The sequence below is a fragment of the Psychrobacter glaciei genome, from assembly GCF_014652895.1.
Classification (GTDB): domain Bacteria; phylum Pseudomonadota; class Gammaproteobacteria; order Pseudomonadales; family Moraxellaceae; genus Psychrobacter; species Psychrobacter glaciei.
In genome coordinates, this window is record NZ_BMZR01000007.1 from 1 (window position 1) to 15,719 (window position 15,719).

Consider the following 15,719-nt stretch of genomic DNA (forward strand, 5'->3'; position numbering starts at 1 on the left):
GTAGCTAACCTGTACTAATTGCTCGTTTGGCTTGACCATACAACACCCAAGTGGTTTGTATGAAAGCTCTAATTAATCTATCTTGTATAGCCTAGGCTATAGAATAAAGAAAGAATATTTCGATATCACCTTTAACCTTGATTCAGTTAGGTTACAAGTTGGTCGACTAAAAAGTAAAATTTGAAGTCATAATACAACATCAGACTCATATCTAACCCCCTTTGCTGACGACAATAGCGCGATGGCCCCACCTGATCCCTTCCCGAACTCAGAAGTGAAACATCGTAGCGCCAATGGTAGTGTGGATTCGTCCATGTGAGAGTAGGTCATCGTCAGCTCTCTATTCTAAAAGCTAAACCCCCTTAACTTAATTGTTAAGGGGGTTTAGCTTTGTTCGCTTCTTTATTTCTAGTATAGTCATTTCCTAAGCTAGCTCTATCCAATTACTTCCTCTAATTGGGGCTTTTATTTTGCTTTAACTTAACTTTTTGAGCATATCTAAATTTTTAGAAAATTATATTCATAATCTCATTACGTTATCTACATATATAAAACAGTATATAATGTGAATTTTATTGTTATATTACTATTTTTAGATCATAGTATAAAATTTTCAAGATAATAAATTTCTAGAACAACACAAAAGTAGAAAAATATATGGCAATTGAATCACCGTTATTTCAAAGTGCAATGGAACTTTTTGGCCACTCAATATCTCATTATAATGGCAAGAAAGAGCTTGATCGGAAGCTTTTAATATTACATTTGGCTAATGCTGTGGAGCTAATTTTGAAGGATTTAGTTCTAGATTCGGGAGAGTCCATCTATAAAAATGCTAAAGAGACAATTACAATACAGGGATGCTTAAATACACTTAAGGAAAAAAATATATCATTACCATTTTTGAACAAGATAGAACTTCTTATTGATGAGCGCAACGCATTGCAGCATCGTTTCGGTTCTCCTAATGAGCTTACAAGTATTTTTTACATGAATATAGCTCAAGAGTTCTTTAAATCTGTATTAAAGCAGCACTATGGTCAGGATTACGAAGAAATTATTTCTCAATTCACAGATGAGACTGATTTGGTCGCTTTTAAATTAAGTGCACCAGAAAACGATCAAGAATTAGATAAGCTTCAAGAACTTGCAAAAATTCACCCTTTAGGTGCTTTGCTATCTGCGTGGTCATACTTTGAGAAAAACATAGATCAATTTTCTAAAGAAATTGGATTAGATTATCGTCAACGTCCATTCATTATGGAACTTCACTCAAATCGGTTGGAGCGTTTTGGAATAGAAATGCCTGACGAACTTCGTCTTAAAGTTGATAAAATTCGAAAAGTAAGAAACATGGCAGCGCATGGTCGAGCTGAACCTACAAGAGAGGACGTTAAATCTACTATTGAAACAATAGAAGAGTTTGAATTTTTTTTAGCAGGTCTAGATCAAGTAATAATAAAAGATATAGTCAGTTGTGAAAAAGAAAGACAAGAATCCCTCAGGCGTGAAATGATTAAATCTAGAGAGAATGATGAAGGATCTTTAAGAGTAGCTTTAAGCGATAGTTCACGTTTAAATGATTAATAGCATAGCCTTAATATTAACAAATGTTTTTAGTCTAATTGCAACAGCTATACAACCTTTATGTTAGCTGCTGCTTTCGAACAATAATACAAAAATTGCTCCATATTCGGTATAACTGAAATAGGCGCTAGGTTTATAAGACGTTATGGAGTTTTATAGTTTATGGGAAATATTTCATTTTTGACAGGAACTCACGTGATAACAACTCGTTCCATTGATGAAGCTATTTATCAACTGGAAAATACATCAGTTCTTTTTTTAAACTCATGGAATCAAGTACCAAAGGATCTGGGAAAAGCAGCAAGAACTAGTGGCGAAGCTATGGTTTATTTGGATCATATTGTGAATGAAATAATGAGATCTAGAGATCACCTAAAATCAAGTTCAATTTATGAAGGTTCGCTACTTAAAAATTTGTTAGATGTGCATAAGGGAATAGCTTTATCACCAGTTACTCGTATAGAGCAAGCTAATATAAAGGCTATTGGTCCTGGAAACGGCATTCTACCAAATCAAGGTTCTCCAATAACTATGGAAAAATTACTTAATAAAATTAAGCATAGAAGGCATGATTATGCTAATTTTAGAGTTGGGCAAAATAATGAGCATATTTTCATTATTACTGTTGATAAATCAAATCATCGACCTGATTCAATAGTTGAGTTTATTGTCCATGACTTTTGTGCTCATTGTACTAGTATTAGTGCAATTATCTAATAAGTCTAATTATTTTTTTAAAAGAATATAGGTAGCTATTTTTTCTCACTACTAGTCTTAGCAGATAACTTTTGCCAATCGATAAGTCACTATTTTAAGAATAAATAAAGAGAGATCAATGAAACTAGTAGATGAAATTATTGAAATATTAAGCTCTGATAATGGCATTCTGAGTAATGCTCTAATCAAGACGAAGGTTCTTCTTCATAAAATGGGGCACAAAGAACTAGTAATGTGGGTAAATAAAGAGCTTAATGGATATACTGAAAAAGATGAGCTTCCCAATTACCGTATCATCTCAGCTCAAGTGCGTGTTTATGCAACAAATGGAGTTTATGTAGTAAACTCACACCCAGTTCCTATGAAACATCTAAACAAAGAGTTTAAGCATTCGTTAGAAGAAGCTAAAATAGCTTATTCATTGGCTATCATTGAGAAAATGGTGACTGATAGCGATGATGTCATGTTTCATAAACCACTACCAATGGAGCTTAACGGAATACTTGGTGAAGGTTTAGCCAGTTCATACATAGTTCAAAGAGCATGGTCTGAAATACCAGTAGCTAGTGTTTCAAATATTTTAATGCAGGTAAGGTCACGTCTATTAGATTTCGTTCTTGAGTTGAATTCTGAATTCTCTGAAATAGAATCTGACAAAGAATTGAAGGAAGCAGTTGGAAGGTTTGACGCTTCAAACCTTTTTAACAATGCGATATTTGGAGACAATGTAACAATATTATTAGGCTCAGAAAATAATCAAAAAGTAACGAATAGCATTATAAAAAATGATTTTGAAGCTTTATCTAAAATTTTACAGGAAAATGGAGTTGATCGAAGTGATGTCGCATTACTTAAAGATGCCATTAGTGATGACCAGAGTTTTTCTATAGTTGAAAAGGATAAATTTGGTCCTTCAGTCAAATCTTGGATTGAGTCAATGTTATCTAAAGCGATTAATACAAGTTGGCAAATCGAGTTAGGTGTAGCAGGGAGTTTGCTTGCTACAGCTTTAAATAGCTACTACGGATTAATCACATAACAAAGCTTCAATAAAATAATTGACGCTGTGCTAAAAATGGATATTATTGCTTACATCGACCCCTCAAAACAACTCATTAATCTCAACTTCTTCCTCAAAATCAAACTCTAATTACTCACCTTTGTGCTGTTTCATCTTTTTGATACGAAGCTTACGTCCTGCGATCAGCCTTAGCACCTCGCGTTGCTGCTCTGTCGTCATATGATGCCATTGTTGGCGCTCGGCTCGACTACGCAGGCAACCAAAGCAATAGCATTTTTTGCTGATAATGCAGGTACTAGTAATATCAAGCAATTTAATTAGTCTTAAATATGTTATTTTAAATGGTGCATCTAATTTTATAGTCGAAAAACAATATTCTATTGAAAACCAGTAGTGCAATAATAACTACCAAAGAGAAACCCATGACAACCTCAAAAGTAACTTACCAAGGCGACCTTCGTACTACCGCTATTCACTTGCAATCAAATAATGAGATTATCACTGATGCGCCTACTGACAATCATGGCAAGGGTGAGGCGTTTTCACCAACCGATTTGTTAGCGACCAGCTTAGCCAGTTGTATTTTAACGATTATCGGTATTAAAGCTGAAGCGATGGATATCGATATCTCAGGTACGACCGCAGAAGTCACCAAAGTCATGGCTACCAAACCAAGGCGGGTAAGTGAAATACATGTCGTGGTCAATTTTTCAAAAGCATTGCATGAGAGTACCTTAAAGAGATTTTATAAAACCGCATTGACCTGCCCAGTAGGCAATAGCTTGGATCCTGCCATTACTCAAAATCTAGTATTTAACAATGGCACAGAAGCCTAATATGTCTACTAAGACGTTACTCATCGTCGCTCATGCGCCATCGCCCAATACTCAGAAATTGGCGCAGGCAGCTTATGACGGTGCCAATCATCCTGATATAGATATCAACGTCATTTTGAAATCACCGCAGGATACGCAGCCTGAGGATGTGTTGACTGCTGATGCGTTACTGTTAGGTACGACCGAAAATCTAGCGTATATGGCAGGGCTGACCAAGGACTTTTTTGATCGTTGCTATTATCCAGTGTTAGAAGAGAATCAGGGCATGCCATTTGCGGTATATATACGCGCAGGTCATGATGGTACAGGCACCAAGCTTGCGCTCAAAACGATTACAACGGGGCTACGTTGGTCATGGATTCAAGAGGCGCTGATACTACAAGGTGATTGGCAAGATAGCTTTGCTGAGCAAGTAGAAGAGCTTGCTATGACATTGGCCGCTGGGGTAGAGGCAGGGATTTACTAGTAGTCAGTTGTTTGGTAGTCACTAGGTTAGTCTTAGGCAGTGCTTATTAATCTACTGCTATCAATACTGAGAGCACAATAGGCGGTTTGGGAGGATAGTGATGCATGACGATAATCTGGATAGCGATAATCCAAATAGTAAAGCAGATATTTCTGCATTGCCGTTTTCTCAAGCGTGTGAGAATAATAAACAGCCTATTCTAGAAGTACTCCAAACAGAGCTACAAGGCTTTAGTCATGTATTAGAAGTTGGCTCTGGGACGGGTCAGCATAGTGTCTACTTTGCGCCTCATTTGTCACATTTAAAATGGCAAACTAGTGATGTCACTGGTAATCATCGCCATATAATCGCTTGGCACAATGCGTATCCTACGCCCAATTTATATTCGCCATTAGCGTTTGATTTGGCGCATGACTCAGTACCTGTTAGTAGTCATTTAGATAACAGTCATTTAAATAGCAGTGATATAGACAAACCTTATGATGTGATATTTACGGCCAATACGCTGCATATTATTAGCTGGGCTTTGGTTGAGAGGTTATTTGCATTGGCTGGTGACGCACTACCTGTGGACGGTAAGCTGATTGTATATGGCCCTTTTAATGAGCATGGCAAATATACCAGTGAGGGCAATCAGCGATTTGATAGGATGTTGAGAGCAGGTAATCCTGATAGTGGTATTCGCGATAAAGAAGACATAGTCAGTTTAGCAAATGCTCATCATCTACAACTTTCTAAAACTTATGCAATGCCTGCTAATAATCAGCTATTGGTATTTCGAAAGAATTAAATACTTAAGACTGTATAAAAAAAGACACCTCAATGAATCGTTATCAGATCTTAATTGAGGTGTCTTTTTGTTTGGGTTTGCTTATATTATTACTTATTCAACTTGTGCTGCTAGGTTATTTATATTCTTCTGCTAAAAAATCCAAGTAGCGTTTCCAAGAGCGCTCATCGGCGCGGGCATCATATCTATCGCTGCCAAATACGCTAAAGGCATGTGGCGCGCCGCTGTAGGTAACCATTTCGTGAGGTATCTTAGCCGCTTCTAATGTCTTGCCCAAAGTCGCAAAGCTTTCTAGCGAGACAGATTGGTCAGCAGAGCCGTGGAATACTAGGATTTCTCCAGTCGTATTATCATAACTTTGACCCGTTGGGATATCAAAGGCACCGTGGAAGGGGACAAATGCTTTTTGCTCAAAGCCTGAACGTGCTAGTTCTAACGCGACCGTACCGCCGAAACAATATCCCATAGTCGTGCCTTTACGCACATCATTGCCTTGTAGTTGTCCTGCCGTTAATGCCCCTGCCAATATGCGACGCATTTTATTACGATCATCATATAGCTCCCCAGTTAGACGTTTATTTTCTTCGATAGAGGTAGGGCGAACGCCTTGTCCAAACATGTCTGCCGCTAGTACGTTGTAACCTTCAGACGCTAACATATCAGCACGTTTGCGCTCATAATCTGTCAATCCATCCCAATCATGAATGAGCAAAATAAAAGGGGCGTTGGGCTTATCGGCTTTGGCGTAATAGCCTTCGTATGCTTGATCATCAACTGTATAAGTAACGTTTTTGGTCGTGATAGCGGCAGCCGTTTGACTAAAAGTTAATGCCATTAGACCCATTGAAGCGCCTGCTAGCAACGAGTGATAAGGTTTATTAGATGGAAATTTTAAAGTTGGTAGCATAATGGATTGCCTTATAGTTATATAAAATAGTCGCATCGTCAAATCCATATAAACCCGTTACATCGTCATCCTCGCTAACCATACTAATGTATAACTTGCGCTCGGTTTTCTTGTATCGAAATTATTTGAATTCAACGGTATAAAAAAGATAAATATAAAGCTAAAACCATGCCAATTTATTTATCGATAGTCTCTAGTACTTCATAAAAGCATACCTTAAAGAATAACTACATTACAAGATTCTATTGTTAACGTTGATGCTCTTTTAACGCCTTCTAAAATACTGGTTCATAGCGACTGTAAACCTTAACCAAACATCAACAAGGTTTACTATATACGCAACTATATTTGACTTAATTTTTGGGTAGTATAAGTCCTAAGCCTATTATTCCTTTATGAATTTTAGTGCTTTATAAATTTAGCGCTAGGCAATGCTGAAGACACAGACAAATAATTGACAGATGAAGTCATCATTATCTCAAAGGATATCAAACCTGTGTAGGCACTCTTTTAGTGGTTTAAAAAGAGCACTCTCAATCTATTAGCTAGGACTTTTTATGAATAATAATATCGATCATATTGACCCCGCCAAAGACATGAATACTGAACGTGGCAATGGTGGTGAAACCCATCAACGCGCAGGCGATGACACCAAAGTATTGACCACGCAACAAGGTGTGGCTATCGCTGACAACCAAAACTCTCTAAAAGCAGGCTCACGTGGGCCGACGCTATTAGAGGATTTTGTGCTACGTGAAAAAATCAATCATTTCGACCACGAGCGCATCCCTGAGCGCATCGTCCATGCTCGTGGTAGTGCAGCACACGGTTATTTTGAGCTGACAGAGTCACTAGAAGAATATACAACTGCCAAAGTGTTGACCGAAACGGGTAAGCAAACACCATTGTTTACGCGTTTCTCAACGGTAGCGGGTAATAAAGGCTCAAAAGATACGCCACGTGATGTTCGTGGTTTTGCTGTGAAAATATATACAGAAGAAGGCAACTGGGACATCGTTGGTAATAACATGCCAATCTTCTTTATTCAAGACGCGATGAAGTTTCCAGATTTGATTCATGCGGTAAAACCAGAACCAGATCGCGGTTTCCCGCAAGCGGCGTCTGCTCATGATACGTTTTGGGATTTTGTCTCGTTAAGTCCTGAAACGATGCACAATCTAATTTGGCTGATGAGTGATCGCGGTTTGCCGCGTAGCTTACGCATGATGGAAGGCTTTGGTATTCACAGCTATCGCTTAATCAATAAAGAAGGTAAGAGCACTTTTGTACGTTTCCATTGGAAGCCAGTATTGGGCGTACAGTCAACCACATGGGATGAGGCAGTGAAAATCTCAGGTGCTGATCCTGATTATCATCGTCGCGACTTGTTTGAGTCAATCAACAATGGTGACTATCCTGAGTGGGAGTTTGGCGTACAGTTGTTTACCCAAGAAGAAGCTAACGAATTCCCATTCGACCATTTAGATGCAACCAAACTGATTCCAGAAGAGTTGGTGCCAGTAAAAGTCGTGGGTAAGATGGTATTGAACCGCTATCCTGATAATTTCTTTGCAGAGACTGAGCAAGTAGCATTCTGCCCATCGCATCTGCCACCTGGTGTTGATTTTAGTAATGACCCATTATTGCAAGGTCGTCTGTTCAGTTATTTAGACACGCAGCTATCACGTCTAGGATCACCAAACTTTGCCCAGATTCCTATTAATGCACCAAAATGTCCGTTTGCTAACAATCAGCAAGATGGTCATATGCAGATGCAAGTACCTAAGACGCGTGTACTCTATGAGCCACAGAGCCTAGATCCAACTCGTCCGCGTGAAAGCGCTAAACGTGGCTTTAATTCATTCCATGAGCAGTTAGATGATGGTGTAAAAGGTCGCGTACGTGATGAGAGCTTCGCTGATCATTACAGCCAGCCACGTATGTTCTATCGTAGTCAGACGGCTATTGAGCAAGCGCATATTGCTTCTGCTTATGCATTTGAGCTGGGCAAAGTAGATACAGCACATGTACGTACTCGTATGCTGAGTCATTTGATTCATATCGATGAAGATTTGGCCAACCGTGTAGCAACGGCGCTGGGTATGGAACTGCCAGAACCTGCTGACGCGGCTGCACCTGTACAGGATATGGCGACTTCTAAAGCACTACAAACCATTGGTCTGACGCCTGACAGTCTAAAAGGTCGTATGATCGGTATCTTGGTCGCAGAAGGCTCTAATAGTAGCGAAATTAAAAAGTTCGAAGATGCTGCTAAAGCGCAAGGCGCTAGCGTCAAAATCGTCGCCCCTAATAAAGAAGTTGTGTTGGATGATGGTACACGTATCCAAGCTGATGAGCGCCTCGCTGGTGGTCCGTCAGTGATGTTTGATGCCGTGGTTAGTATCATTATGCCAGAGCAGGCTAAGAAGCTAGCAAAAGACAGTGCAGCGCTAGATTGGTTCAATGATGCTTATGCTCATTGCAAAGCCATTGCTTATTGCGGTGCGACCGATGAATTTATCTTAAGTAAGCTGCCCATTGAAAAAGATGAATTTGTGACGCCATTGGCTGAATTAGATACCTTTATTACCAATGCCAAGTCTCGTCTATGGGAACGTGAGCCAAAGGTACGTGACCTTGCATAATCAATAGGTAGGGAATCTAGACTACGATTTATCTTAAATACTAAATGTTTTCTTAAACCCAGCCTAAGCGCTGGGTTTTTGCTTTTTGATAGTAAAGTGAGAGTGACCATGGATAAAACTATGCATGCAGTTGTTAATCGTTATTTATTAATCGTTATTAGCTGCATTGTCTCTGTATACTGCATTGCTTTTGTATATAGTCACGAGCGTTCACTCAAAGTCGTTTTTTTTGGACTGACGGACGTTATACTAAAGATTGTCTATAAAATTGAATAAAAGCCTCGCAATAATAACGATTAATGAGGTAGGGAATACCAATGAGTTTATGTGAAATCGTACGTTTAGAAGGCTATATCCAGAGTACCTACCTTGCGGTATATCCGGATAAAATCATGCTGCTAGACGGTGGCTGCCGTACTGATGTGACGATGGTGCTTGATTATATTAAAACGACGCTAAAGCGACCGATCACTGATCTAAAAGTAGTGGTGGTCACACACATGCACCCTGATCATGCAGGCGGGGCAAATAAATTTCGACAAGAGACTGGCTGTCTTATTGTCTCAGCGGATAAAAAAAAGCAATGGTATAGCGGTATTGGTGGGCGGGCTATGCACTTCGTAGATATAAATCTAGGATATTATGTGGCCAAACGTCAAGGGCGACCATTTAAAAACCTGTATTATTCTGCAAGCTTGAAACCAGATATCACGGTAAAAGATGGTGAGCTTGTGCCAAAGTTTGATGAATGGCAAGTTTTAGAAACGCCGGGACATACGGATCGTGATTTGTCTTTATTTCACCTGCCTAGCCGCCAAGTATACACAGCTGATTTGATCATCAAGCTACGCCATAAATTCGTTGCACCCTTTCCTGTCTATGACCCTAAAACATACATCCAGTCTTTACACAAGATAAGAGATTTGAAACCCTCAATGGTGATGATGGCGCATGGCCGAGAGCTGGCTATGGACACAGCAGATTTTGATCATTTTATTGCCCAAGCACCTAAGCATCCACGTACGATTAAGGATACGATCAAGCATAAATTGCTATGGAGAAAAGGAGGTAACTTTAGACTCTTTAAGCGTAGGCGTGATTGATATAGTCAGAGCACTTTTAAACCGCTACGGTGTTATCCGTCCTAGATGTACTCAGTGTACTATCTGCGGTCGGTTGCCTTGTAGCGATTCTAAAATTCCTTGACTATAGCTATCAACGCTCATAAAAAGACAGTCGAAAAAAAGCCCAGTCACAAAATGACTGGGCTCTCTAAATATGGTGGGCTGTCCGCGACTCGAACGCGGGACCAATTGATTAAAAGTCAACTGCTCTACCAACTGAGCTAACAACCCTGAAGAGTGTATAAAAAGCATTTGCTTTTTAACTCTGCAAAAGAAAATCCTATGTAACGAACTTTCTAAAAACTAAACATCTTAACGATGTCTTTTAAACTTATCTTTATTGGTCTACTACCGGATAGGGCAGAACGATTAATAAAGATCAAACTAAATATGGTGGGCTGTCCGCGACTCGAACGCGGGACCAATTGATTAAAAGTCAACTGCTCTACCAACTGAGCTAACAACCCTAACGTTTAAAGTGTTTGTATCCCTAAACGTGAGAGCACATTATATATATAATTAAGACAATTACAACCCCGTATTAGGAAAAAAGTGTAAATCTCTCGTAAAACTGCATATTTCTTTGATTTTTTATCATCATTTCGATATTTCGTACTGAATATTTGGCCAAAATGCTCAGGTGTCTAGGTATTAATCCCGAGACAGTGCCTCTACAGGATCCAATTTGGCTGCATTGCGCGCGGGCAAGAAACCGAAAATAACACCAATCAGCGTCGAGCAGACAAAAGCGGCAATGATAGAGGTCGGTGAGTAAATGACTTTAAAGTTATCACCGCCAACACGATTGATCAGTTCACCAATAGCAAATGCTAAGCCAATGCCTAGCAAACCACCTAAAATACAAACCAAGATAGCTTCAATCAAAAACTGCTGCATGATGTCGTTTTGACGTGCCCCTACAGCCATACGTACACCAATCTCATTGGTGCGCTCGGTGACAGACACCAGCATGATGTTCATGACCCCAATACCGCCAACTATCAGTGAAATGACAGCAACAGATGATATCAATAGCGTTAAAGCGCCAGTTGTCGATTCGATTGTTTGACGAATAGAGTCTGAGTTGCGAATCTGAAAATCTTCTTCGCCATGACGATTTTGTATCAAGTCGGAGATCGCAGACTCGGCCACACTTGAAGAGATATCGTCACTTATGAGAGCCACAAACCTATCGATATTCGTACTGCCTCTAATCCGTGACATAACGGTGGTATAGGGCATATATATAGTTGGTGTGGTTAAATCTGCACCAAAGCCACCATCGTTTTCTTCCAGCACACCAATGACTCTACCAGGTACACTACCGATGAGTATCACCTCGCCAATAGGGTTATCAAGGTTTGGGAAAAAGGTTTGCTTGGCATTGCTATCAATAATGACATCTTGGCTACGCAAGCTGATGCTTTGTTCATCAAACCCTTGACCCAATGCCAATGTCTCACCAGTGACCTCTAAGTAGTCTTGACCGACTCCATTGACGGTAGATTCCTCTTGTACGCTGCGATAACGAACGCTAGAGTTGGCGTTCACCTGAGGGCTAACGCTGATAATATAAGGCTGATTTCCCACCGCTTGTGCATCTTCAGGCGTCAGATTGTCATCGTTGTAACGGCGTCTAGGGTCGCCTCTAGGATAGCCGTCGCTGACGGTGATGGTGTTTGTACCGAGCGAGCTGATATTAGCCAAAATCTGCTGCTGAGAGCCTTGACCTAAGCCTACAATAGACACGACAGCGGCAATACCAATAATGATACCTAACATGGTCAACAAGGTACGCATTTTATGCGCGCGCATGGCAAGCAAAGACATTTTAAACGCTTCAAGCAGTCGATCAACAAAGCTACCAAATGCGCTTTTACGATGCCCACTGAGGATAGAGGAAGGCTTTTTGTCTGTGTGCTTGTAATGCTCAGTTTGATAGTCGGCAATGATATAGCCATCTTTTAACTCAACAATACGCTCAGCTTGCGCCGCCAAGTTGGGATCATGAGTCACCATAATAATGGTATGACCTTGTGCTTTGAGGTCATGCAAGATCTTCATGACATCTTCACCAGACTTGCTATCAAGCGCGCCAGTCGGCTCATCTGCCAAGATGACATCACCACCATTCATGAGCGCACGAGCGACTGAGACTCTTTGTTGTTGTCCGCCTGACAGCTGATTGGGCCGACTATTGACCTTATCTCCAAGTCCTAAATCAGTTAAGAGCTGTTTGGCACGGTCAATTCGAGTTTCTGTGTCCATGCCAGCATATACGGCAGGAACCGCTACATTGTCTTTGGCACTAATGTCACCAAGCAGATGATAACGCTGAAAAATAAAACCAAAGTGTTCACGGCGTAGCTCAGCGAGCTCGTCAGCATCAAGCTTGCGTGCTGACTTACCATATATTTTATAATCGCCAGCCGTCGCCTGATCGAGGCAGCCCAAGATATTCATCAAAGTCGACTTGCCAGAGCCAGACTGCCCAATGATTGCCACCATTTCGCCTTGATTGATAGTCAAATCGATATCATGCAACACCCGAATCGTTTGCTCACCAGCAGCAAACTCGCGAATAATGCCAGATAGTTGCATGATGGGCTGGCCAGATGCCGATGAAGTACTATGCTCTGGATTTGCTGTAGTGGCAGAGCTATCGGCAGGCATGTATTGCTCTAAGTCTTGAGCCGTATCATCTTTAGGCAACGGTTTAGAAGCTGGAGGTATAGTCATAGCAGTGTCTTCAATCAAGTGTGGTGAGCGTCGTTATGAAAGGGCTGCCGCGCTCAAGCCCCCAGTCGTTATATATAAAGAAAGTTACATTCTTGGCGGACCACCAGATTTACGACTGCTTCCTGAGTTCTCACCACTGTCTTCACTAATGATGACTTCTTCCCCTTCTTTTAGACCACTTAATATTTGTGCGCTTACTCGGTTGTCGATACCGACTGTTACGGCTCGGTCTTCTACGCTGCCGTCATCTTTTAGCACGCGTACAAACTTGTTTGCTTTGACTTGTCCAGCCGTTTTGTTTTTAGCAGGACTTTCTTGTATGACAGCTGATGGTACCAATAAAGCATTTTTGGCTTGGTCGATAACAATATAGATCTGAGCGGTCATATCTATGCGAAAACGCCGATCAGTATTAGGCACTTCGATGTAGCCGACATAGTAGATAGCAGCATCTGTTGAGCTGGTATCACTAATCGTTTCGGGAGCAGGTTCAATGGCTTTTAATATGGCATCAAATTTTTGATCAGGATTGCCGATGACATTGAAATAAACCGGCATGTTTGCTTTGACATTAATGACATCAGCTTCAGAGATTTGTGCGTTGATTCTGACGGTAGACAAATCTGCCAAGGTCACGATAGTCGGTGCTGTTTGATTGGCATTGACAGTCGTGCCTTGCTCAGTGGTCACCGATACGACCGTACCTGATATTGGCGCGCGAATCGTCGTATAGCTAAGATCTTCTTTAGCCGTACTAACATTGGTTCGTGATTTGCGTAACGCGGCTCGTTGACTATTGACGTTGGCTGCGGCAGTGGCAATGGCCGCTCTCGCCGTATCGATAGCTGCTCGAGCATTCGCAACAGCAGCATTCGCGGTTTCCACGCTTGTCGCCTGAGTATCATATTCTTGCTGTGATATAGCATCAATAGCAACAAGACCCTGCAAACGTGAAAAGTCTGATTGCGCTTGTCTCAATTCTGATTGACGACTGGTAAGATCGGCTTGTGCGCTTTTTAGACCTGCTTGACGGCTTAGTACCTCAGCTTCGGCGCTTTCGATAGCAGCGACACTTTGCTCAAGGGTAGCTTGCTCGTTGCTTAGATTATTATTCTGAGTGACTTGATCAATTTGTGCGATTAAATCGCCTTGTTGTACTTGATCGCCTACTTCAACATATAAACGAGTGACTTCGCCAGACACCTGTGCACCAACGTCGACCGTATTAAGCGCTTTAACCTTGCCTGAGGCCATGACGTTGTTTTCAATATCGCCCATTTCAACGGTTGCCGTTAGATAATTCGGAATCTCTTCTTTAGGTTTAAAGGTGTTATAAGCTAAGGCGATGAGTATCAGAACTACTAAGGCGATGATGCCCCATTTGATAGCAGGTTTTCTTTTCATTTTGGGCATAGGGCAATCCAATCACAGTAATAGCAAGTGTAAGTATAGTAGAGGCTTCATGTAAAAAATGAAATGGGAATTAGTTTACGAAAGGTTAAGGTGTTTTGGATAGGAAAAATATGGACGCATCATAGCCAGCAATGGATGCTTATATAATGTTGTATCGACGGTGTTTTTAAAGGGGCATAGAGCTGATGATGAAGAGTGGGATTGCAGAATGGACGATAGTGACTGTAAAACTGTAAAACTGTAAAACTGTAAAACTGTAAAACTGTAAAACTGTAAAACTGTAAAACTGTAAAACTGTAAAACTGTAAAACTGTAAAACTGTAAAACTGTAAAACTGTAAAACCTGGTTGAAATATAATAAAAATTATCGCATGGTAAACAAGCGCTTACCTGACAACTCAAGCGCGGCCTGCAATAACAACTCCCATGCTGGCTGACGAACGAGCCCCTTAATCGCTTGATCACAACGATACAGCAGCGCAGGCCATTCAGCCGTTTGAGATTTTGCTTGGCGGCGGCAGGCTTGTTGATATAATCCTTGCTTGCTACGCCAAATACCCAGTGCTTGCGGATCTTGGCCGTCCATTAATTGTATGATTTGGCGCATGTCTTTGCTGATTGCCCACAGTACTAAGGTCGTCGGCTCATCAGTGGCTTTCAGCTGAAAAATGATTTTTGCCACTTGTGCGCTATTGCCTGCCAGCATCGCATCGGACAGATCAAAGACACTGAATTGGGCGTCGCTGACCAAGGCGGCTTGAAGATCCTTGATATCTAGTGCTACGTTTGGCGCTCTCGTTGTAGACTGATTACTGCCTTCGTGAGTTGCGTCATGACTACTAGCATCCAACTGCGGTGCAAATAAATAAGACAGCCGCCATAAGGTTTGATAGGCGCTTAACAGGTGATGCTCAGTGTGCGACATGAGCAGTTGCCATGCTTCTTGCGACAGTCTGAGTCCAAACTGCTGGGCTTGAATCTGCAACAGCTGCTGGCGTTGCTGTTCATTGTATAAATTGCAGTCAATGATGTGACCGTATTGCGCAAATGGCGCAAACCACTTGCTGCTTTGCGCGCGTTTGTCTTGCTTGGGCGTTAACCATAATAAGCTATGACTGTGCGCCCCTGTTTGTGCCTCGACAGCAAAGCGCTCAAGCTCAGCGATAACGGCTTTATCAGGTTTATGATTACCGGTTACGATCAAGGCGCTGGCATCATCAAATAAAGACTGGCTACCAAGCTCTGAGAGTACTTCTTGCCAGCTCTTAATCGACACCAGCTCTATACGTTTAATCGCGTAATTCTGCGCACGCCAATGCGGACGCAAGGCATCGATCAGCCACTGACTCAATAACGGCTCATCTCCATGTGCCAGCCACAAACCAGCTACGGCCACGGATGACTGTAGTAGTTTGGGATAGGCTTGTATAAAAGACTCTTGCATAGACTAATGAGGACACAGGTTTATGAGAAT

13 protein-coding genes, 2 tRNA genes and 1 rRNA gene are annotated in these 15,719 nt (G+C 41.3%); 9 read left to right on the top strand and 7 right to left on the bottom strand.

Annotated features, from left to right (window positions below; all coding sequences use genetic code 11):
- Positions 1 to 223: 223 nt before the first annotated feature.
- From rrf to IE130_RS12365, 4 genes are all read left to right on the top strand, one after another.
- Positions 224 to 338, top strand: a 5S ribosomal RNA gene (gene rrf, locus IE130_RS12350).
- Between the two features lie 319 nt (positions 339 to 657).
- On the top strand, positions 658 to 1,587 hold the full coding sequence (locus IE130_RS12355; RefSeq protein WP_201574570.1) for a hypothetical protein: 930 nt from the start codon (positions 658 to 660) through the stop codon (positions 1,585 to 1,587).
- A 162-nt stretch (positions 1,588 to 1,749) separates the two neighbouring features.
- Positions 1,750 to 2,304 (top strand): hypothetical protein, encoded by a 555-nt coding sequence (locus IE130_RS12360; protein ID WP_189586395.1) that lies wholly within the window; start codon positions 1,750 to 1,752, stop codon positions 2,302 to 2,304.
- A gap of 118 nt (positions 2,305 to 2,422) precedes the next feature.
- A complete protein-coding gene (locus tag IE130_RS12365; protein WP_189586400.1) occupies positions 2,423 to 3,343 on the top strand; it encodes an AbiTii domain-containing protein in 921 nt (306 codons plus the stop codon).
- Between the two features lie 111 nt (positions 3,344 to 3,454).
- On the opposite strand, the gene IE130_RS12370 is transcribed toward IE130_RS12365, so the two are convergent.
- Positions 3,455 to 3,724 (bottom strand): DUF1289 domain-containing protein, encoded by a 270-nt coding sequence (locus IE130_RS12370; RefSeq protein ID WP_308430275.1) that lies wholly within the window; start codon positions 3,722 to 3,724, stop codon positions 3,455 to 3,457.
- A 23-nt stretch (positions 3,725 to 3,747) separates the two neighbouring features.
- Here IE130_RS12370 and IE130_RS12375 point away from each other — a divergent pair, with 23 nt between their 5' ends.
- The 3 genes from IE130_RS12375 (at position 3,748) to IE130_RS12385 (ending at position 5,417) form a co-directional block, all read left to right on the top strand.
- On the top strand, positions 3,748 to 4,161 hold the full coding sequence (locus IE130_RS12375; RefSeq protein ID WP_189586403.1) for an OsmC family protein: 414 nt from the start codon (positions 3,748 to 3,750) through the stop codon (positions 4,159 to 4,161).
- 1 nt (position 4,162) lies between these two features.
- On the top strand, positions 4,163 to 4,627 hold the full coding sequence (locus IE130_RS12380; protein WP_189586406.1) for a flavodoxin family protein: 465 nt from the start codon (positions 4,163 to 4,165) through the stop codon (positions 4,625 to 4,627).
- A gap of 100 nt (positions 4,628 to 4,727) precedes the next feature.
- Entirely contained in the window at positions 4,728 to 5,417 is a 690-nt protein-coding gene (locus IE130_RS12385) for a DUF938 domain-containing protein (RefSeq protein WP_189586409.1), read from the top strand.
- Positions 5,418 to 5,532: 115 nt separating this feature from the next.
- Here the strand turns inward: IE130_RS12385 and IE130_RS12390 are convergent, their stop codons facing one another.
- Positions 5,533 to 6,324: a dienelactone hydrolase family protein gene (locus IE130_RS12390; protein ID WP_189586412.1), complete on the bottom strand. Its 792-nt coding sequence runs from the start codon at positions 6,322 to 6,324 to the stop codon at positions 5,533 to 5,535.
- A 557-nt stretch (positions 6,325 to 6,881) separates the two neighbouring features.
- Here IE130_RS12390 and IE130_RS12395 point away from each other — a divergent pair.
- Both IE130_RS12395 and IE130_RS12400 read left to right on the top strand, forming a co-directional pair.
- Complete coding sequence (locus IE130_RS12395) at positions 6,882 to 8,969, top strand: catalase (protein ID WP_189586415.1); 2,088 nt, start codon at positions 6,882 to 6,884, stop codon at positions 8,967 to 8,969.
- Positions 8,970 to 9,286: 317 nt separating this feature from the next.
- Complete coding sequence (locus IE130_RS12400) at positions 9,287 to 10,072, top strand: MBL fold metallo-hydrolase (RefSeq protein ID WP_189586418.1); 786 nt, start codon at positions 9,287 to 9,289, stop codon at positions 10,070 to 10,072.
- A 176-nt stretch (positions 10,073 to 10,248) separates the two neighbouring features.
- Here the strand turns inward: IE130_RS12400 and IE130_RS12405 are convergent.
- The 5 genes from IE130_RS12405 to holA all read right to left on the bottom strand — a co-directional run bounded on the left by IE130_RS12405 (position 10,249) and on the right by holA (position 15,689).
- Positions 10,249 to 10,324, bottom strand: a tRNA-Lys gene (locus IE130_RS12405).
- A gap of 160 nt (positions 10,325 to 10,484) precedes the next feature.
- Positions 10,485 to 10,560, bottom strand: a tRNA-Lys gene (locus tag IE130_RS12410).
- A gap of 184 nt (positions 10,561 to 10,744) precedes the next feature.
- On the bottom strand, positions 10,745 to 12,694 hold the full coding sequence (locus IE130_RS12415; RefSeq protein WP_373299693.1) for a MacB family efflux pump subunit: 1,950 nt from the start codon (positions 12,692 to 12,694) through the stop codon (positions 10,745 to 10,747).
- 222 nt (positions 12,695 to 12,916) lie between these two features.
- Entirely contained in the window at positions 12,917 to 14,245 is a 1,329-nt protein-coding gene (locus tag IE130_RS12420) for an efflux RND transporter periplasmic adaptor subunit (RefSeq protein ID WP_189586421.1), read from the bottom strand.
- 364 nt (positions 14,246 to 14,609) lie between these two features.
- The gene (gene holA / locus IE130_RS12425) at positions 14,610 to 15,689 is read right to left on the bottom strand and encodes a DNA polymerase III subunit delta (protein WP_189586424.1); all 1,080 of its coding nucleotides are present in this window, start codon (positions 15,687 to 15,689) and stop codon (positions 14,610 to 14,612) included.
- Positions 15,690 to 15,719 lie beyond the last annotated feature (30 nt).

What these genes read in the sequence shown, in the direction of transcription:
- IE130_RS12380 (WP_189586406.1), top strand. Translation starts at nt 4,163, where the DNA reads ATGTCTACTAAGACGTTACTCATCGTCGCTCATGCGCCATCGCCCAAT.
- IE130_RS12375 (WP_189586403.1), top strand. Translation starts at nt 3,748, where the DNA reads ATGACAACCTCAAAAGTAACTTACCAAGGCGACCTTCGTACTACCGCT.
- IE130_RS12355 (WP_201574570.1), top strand. Translation starts at nt 658, where the DNA reads ATGGCAATTGAATCACCGTTATTTCAAAGTGCAATGGAACTTTTTGGC.
- IE130_RS12420 (WP_189586421.1), bottom strand. Translation starts at nt 14,245, where the DNA reads ATGCCCAAAATGAAAAGAAAACCTGCTATCAAATGGGGCATCATCGCC.
- IE130_RS12395 (WP_189586415.1), top strand. Translation starts at nt 6,882, where the DNA reads ATGAATAATAATATCGATCATATTGACCCCGCCAAAGACATGAATACT.
- IE130_RS12400 (WP_189586418.1), top strand. Translation starts at nt 9,287, where the DNA reads ATGAGTTTATGTGAAATCGTACGTTTAGAAGGCTATATCCAGAGTACC.
- IE130_RS12390 (WP_189586412.1), bottom strand. Translation starts at nt 6,324, where the DNA reads ATGCTACCAACTTTAAAATTTCCATCTAATAAACCTTATCACTCGTTG.
- IE130_RS12385 (WP_189586409.1), top strand. Translation starts at nt 4,728, where the DNA reads ATGCATGACGATAATCTGGATAGCGATAATCCAAATAGTAAAGCAGAT.
- IE130_RS12415 (WP_373299693.1), bottom strand. Translation starts at nt 12,694, where the DNA reads ATGCAACTATCTGGCATTATTCGCGAGTTTGCTGCTGGTGAGCAAACG.
- IE130_RS12360 (WP_189586395.1), top strand. Translation starts at nt 1,750, where the DNA reads ATGGGAAATATTTCATTTTTGACAGGAACTCACGTGATAACAACTCGT.
- IE130_RS12365 (WP_189586400.1), top strand. Translation starts at nt 2,423, where the DNA reads ATGAAACTAGTAGATGAAATTATTGAAATATTAAGCTCTGATAATGGC.
- holA (WP_189586424.1), bottom strand. Translation starts at nt 15,689, where the DNA reads ATGCAAGAGTCTTTTATACAAGCCTATCCCAAACTACTACAGTCATCC.